This is a genomic window from Actinomycetota bacterium (assembly GCA_005774595.1).
In the GTDB taxonomy this organism is placed as follows: domain Bacteria; phylum Actinomycetota; class Coriobacteriia; order Anaerosomatales; family D1FN1-002; genus D1FN1-002.
Map to the genome: position 1 here is coordinate 1 of VAUM01000148.1, position 4557 is coordinate 4557.

Annotated in this window: 4 protein-coding genes; all 4 read right to left on the reverse strand. The window is 67.9% G+C overall.

Features of this window, described 5'->3' with window-relative positions; all coding sequences use genetic code 11:
* A partial coding sequence (locus FDZ70_06705) for a nucleotidyl transferase AbiEii/AbiGii toxin family protein (protein TLM76296.1) occupies positions 1-570 on the reverse strand: 570 nt, incomplete at its 3' end.
* Positions 567-1208: a hypothetical protein gene (locus tag FDZ70_06710; protein TLM76297.1), complete on the reverse strand. Its 642-nt coding sequence runs from the start codon at positions 1206-1208 to the stop codon at positions 567-569. The genes FDZ70_06705 and FDZ70_06710, both read right to left, overlap by 4 nt.
* Before the next feature lie 125 nt (positions 1209-1333).
* The gene (locus tag FDZ70_06715; GenBank protein TLM76298.1) at positions 1334-1825 is read right to left on the reverse strand and encodes a hypothetical protein; all 492 of its coding nucleotides are present in this window, start codon (positions 1823-1825) and stop codon (positions 1334-1336) included.
* A 2-nt stretch (positions 1826-1827) separates the two neighbouring features.
* The gene (locus FDZ70_06720) at positions 1828-4344 is read right to left on the reverse strand and encodes an AAA family ATPase (GenBank protein TLM76299.1); all 2517 of its coding nucleotides are present in this window, start codon (positions 4342-4344) and stop codon (positions 1828-1830) included.
* Between the last annotated feature and the right edge of the window lie 213 nt (positions 4345-4557).

The following is a 4557-nucleotide window of genomic DNA, read 5'->3' on the forward strand; positions in this document are numbered from 1 at the left end:
ATACCAGACCAGGTCGAAGACATCCCGGCCCTTGACCCACTCGCGGAGCATGAGCGCGGCGGTCTTGCCGGCGAGCAGCGTCGGCTTGTCGTGGTGGGCCAACCGCAAGGTGACGAAGCGGCGCACCGTCGTGACCTCGATCCCCGCTCCGACGGGCGGGTCGGTGTCGACCTCGACCTTCACCGAGAAGACACGCCCGGCGTCCGCGCTCAGGCCGAGCTCGTGCTCGAGCCCGGGGAACCGGATGAACGCCTTGTTCACCGTCGGATGCGACGAGGCCTTCACCTCGACCGCATACCCTTCGCGCGCGAACGCCAGCCGGACCGCGTCCATGAGCCCCTCGAAGTCGTAGCCAGCGTCTTTGTCCTCGAGAGTGAAGTCGAGATCCTCGGAGAACCGGGGGATGCGGTACAGGAACCTGAGAGCGGTCCCGCCCATGAACACGATGGAACCGGACGCCCCTCGCGTCTGCAAGGTCTCCAGGATCCGCGCCTGGAGGTACTCCCGCATCGCGTTGACAGCGTCGCGCGGCGGCGCCTGCGAGACGATCTGCGCGAGGTAGTCCTTCATCCGCCCTCGTACTCCTGTCGTTCCGACGCCGCCAGCTCGACGACCTTGCTCGCGAACCGCTCGACCTTCCGGCTGCCGAAGCGCTCAGCGAAGCTCGTCAGCCTGTCGAGGTCCAGGGTCTCGAGCCGCTGCAGCCGCAAGCCGGGAGCGAACGCGGGATCGTCGGATCGCGTCCTCAGGTACGCCATGTCGAGGAGCGCCTTCTCCGGGGTGGCGACGAACGCCGTCCGGCCCCCGGTCAGAGTGCGCGGCTCGTAGCCCCAGAACAGATCGGGCCTGATGTGTTGATACACGAACGCTCCGAACGGGGTCTCTCTCAGACCTTGCCGCCCGGTCGTGACGGCCGTCGTGGAGAACACGGCTTCCGGGATGAGCCCGAGGTCGGCGAGCACCGTCTCCAGGCTCACGTAGGAGCCGGCGACGAGCGCGTTCGAGACCTCGAACGGATGCGGGTCCGTCATGCGGTACCGCGCGCCGAGCGCGTACAGCCCGCGGCGCAGCTGGACGACGGACCCGTCCCGGGTCCAGCGCGAGAGCTGCTTCTTGACGTCCTGCGGATCCGTGCCGGGCGCGAGGAGCATGCCGGTGGTGAACAGCGGCTCGCGGCCGACGATCTCGATGAGGGTGTCACGCTTCATGGCAGTAACTTACCATGATTGGTAAGTTACTGCCACCGTTCGACACGGTGGGCGATCGAGCAGGCCGTCAGGGCTTGGTCTTCACCCCGATCCGTGACCGCCATCTCCGGTGCATCGGCCACACGCTAGCGGCGGCGGGTGCGCCGCGCGGCATCGGGGTCTTCGGCCTCCAGGAGGCCGGGATCCTCTTCGCCATCGAGTAGGTCCTCGTCCCCGACGCCTTCGCCCATCCCGTGGTCATGGCCCTCCGCCGCAAGAGGCAGTCCGTCCGGCCCCACGGGCGGGAACCGGCGTTCCGCGATCGCGGCGCCCAAGGCGGCGGCGACGTCGTCCTCCAGCCGCTCCGCCTCTCTTTGGGTGAGGCCGTGGTCGTTGATCTGGATGGCGACCCGGTCCGTGCCCTTGTACATCCTCACGGTGACGTCCACGACCTTGACCGTGCCGTCGTCGAGAATCGCGCGCAGCTTCCCGTCCCATACCGCCACTGAGTCCGTCTCGTGCACCCTTTCGCCCGACTCCGCAAGATCCGCGAGCTTGCGATCGAGCCGATCCTCCACGGTCATTCCCGTCGCGACGCCGACCGCGATGAGGATCGCGATGCAGACGATGCACGCCATCCCTACTCCCCTCCTGGCGCCGGCTCCTGACTCGCCGGGCTCTCATCTCCGTCGCCGGGCATCCGCGCGATGCGGAAGCCGAACGGGGTCTTGTCCTTCACGGGCGCGTCCCAGCTACGGGCCATCCAGTCAGGAACGTCGAAGGGACGCCTGTCCGAGGCGTAGGCGCCCCGTGCCTGCTCGAAGTCGCCCGCGGCGACCTCGGTCGCGCCTCGCTCGAAGGAGAGCAGGCCCGCCGCGTTGCATACCTCCTTGATGTCCGCGCCCGTCAGACCTTCCGTCTCTGCGGCCAGCACAGCGAAGTCGACATCCCCGGCGAGGAGCATGCGTCGCGCGTGGACCCGGAAGAGCGCTTCGCGACCGGCGGCATCGGGCGGCGGGATCAGCATCTGCCTGGCGAGTCGTCCTCCTCGCAGCAGGGCGGGGTCCAACGCCGAGGGGATGTTCGTCGCGCCGATCACGAAGACCCCGGACGAGCCCATGACGCCATCGATCTCGCGCAGGAATTGACTGGTGATGTCGTCGCCGATGCCGCTCTCACCCGCCCGGGCAGACACCAGCGAGTCGATCTCGTCGATGAAGACGATCGATGGCCGATGGCGCCGAGCTTCATCGAAGAGCCGCGAGATGTTCTTCTCTGTCTCCCCGACCCACATGCTCACGATCTCACTCGCGTCCACCGCGAAGAACGACACGTTCGCCTGCGACGCGAGTACCCGTGCGATCGTCGTCTTCCCCGTCCCTGGTGGCCCGTACAACAGGATTCCTCGCGGCACCTCGATGCCGCGGAGAGCGAGTTCCTCACTGTGCTCGATCTGCCGCTGGAGTTCCTCGAGCTTCCTCCGCGTCTCGGGAGCGAGGACCAGATCCTCCCACGTCGCGAGAGCGACACTCGGCTTGACCTTGGCCCGGAGTTCCTCGAGGGCCTGGACCAAGGCGGCTTCGTCGATGGGCACCTCTGCGCCACCCGACGCGTCTCCTCCCGCGATCGAGCGCCTCATCGCTTCGAGGGCCGCTCCGTTGACCACCGCCGAGATGTCGGCAGCGCTCATGCCGGAGGTACGCTGGACCAGCCCCTGCAGATCGATGTCACCCTCGACCGGCCGGCCGGCCAGCTGCGCCTCGAACACCCGGAGGCGCGCACGATCATCGGGCAGCGGGATCTCGATGTGCCTGTCGAAACGTCCCGGTCGTATGACCGCTTCATCGAGCGTGGCCTTGTGATTCGTCGCCGCCATCACGATGAGGTCCGGCACCTCCCGTGCGGACTCGAGTTCGCGGAGCAGCTGGTTGACGACGCGGGTCGATTCCCTATCCCACGACGCGTCCTCGCGCCGTTGCGCGACTGAATCGAACTCGTCGAAGAAGAGGATGCAGGGACGGTGCTTGGCGGCTGCGCCGAACACGCTCGCCACCTGCTTGCTGGACTCACCGACGTAGCTCGAGAGGAGGTCCGCGACGCGCACGTCGATGAAGCTCAGGCCGAACTCGCCGGCGGCCGCCTTCGCCATGAACGTCTTTCCCACGCCGGGGGGTCCGTACAGAAGGACACCGTTCCAGTCGATCCCGTACCGCCGGGCGAGATCCCCGTGCGAAACAAGCAGCCCGACGGTCTCGCGCAGTTGCTGCTTCACCTCATCCATGCCGCCCACGTCGGTGAAGGTGGGGAGGTTCTCCGGCGCGATGACCTTCAACCCGACCGGCTTTCCGGAGCCGGGACGCAGCTTGCCGCCGGGTCCGGCAAGCGCCGGTCCCGGCGCGCTGGCCGGAACGCCGGCGAGCGAGGACCCTCCGGACGCCGCATCGGATCCGAGGGCACCTGCCGCCCTGCCGTCGACAACGTCTGAAGCCGCAGGCGGAAGCTCGACGACCGCGTAGCGCTTGCGACGCAGCAGAGCGACCACGACGGCCACAGTGATCGCGATGAACGGAACACCCCCCGTGATCGCCCCGCGCACATCGCCGATCACCACCGACGAGATGAGCCCGGCCAGGTAGACGACCACGAGAACGCTCACGCCCGCGTTCACGAGCCACGCGCGCCACCCTATCCGAGGCTTCCGCATCCACCGGAGAGCAAGGAACGCGGCACCCAGTCCGAAGGCGATGCCCGCGGACGCCCATCCCCAATCACTGGCGAACCCGACGCGGCTGAGGAGCGAGTCCCATGCTCCAAGCGCCTGGAGTGTCCTGCGGTCGGTCACGTAGACGCCTTCCGGCGTCAACACGACGCTGTCAGACTCGATCCCCTCGGCGTCCATGAACTCGACGAGCAGGTAGTCGTGACCGTTCACGGTAGCCGACGTGACCTTCGCGTCGAGGCCCTTCACGAATTCGGGCTCGTAGAGCGCCTCGTCGACGAGCACCTTCTCTGCGAAGGCGATCGCCTGGGCGCGTGACACGACGTCCCCCGCCGCGCGGGCCAGGTCGGGCGAGAGAAGGGTCGTGAGCAGCAGCGCCGATAGCAGACAAGCGCCCCGTACCCAGTCTGTCCTGCACATCGTCGCCGCGCAGCTCATTCCCGAATGGTAGCAGGTCGCCCGCGCGGGACCGGGATGAGCCTACCGGCGATGCCGCTGCCGCCGGGACAGGGGTCTCGCGCGATCGCTTCTCGGACACGCAAGGCACGCGGAGGGCACGCATCGGCCCCGTCGCGACGACCCCTCACATCGCCCCGCGCCCTCTTTCCGCAGGTAGGCCCGCCTGTTCGCACAGACGGGCCTACATAGTCT

Excerpts from the sequence above, each read along its gene's own strand:
- FDZ70_06710 (TLM76297.1), bottom strand. The coding sequence starts at position 1,208 with ATGAAGCGTGACACCCTCATCGAGATCGTCGGCCGCGAGCCGCTGTTC.
- FDZ70_06715 (TLM76298.1), bottom strand. The coding sequence starts at position 1,825 with ATGGCGTGCATCGTCTGCATCGCGATCCTCATCGCGGTCGGCGTCGCG.
- FDZ70_06720 (TLM76299.1), bottom strand. The coding sequence starts at position 4,344 with ATGAGCTGCGCGGCGACGATGTGCAGGACAGACTGGGTACGGGGCGCT.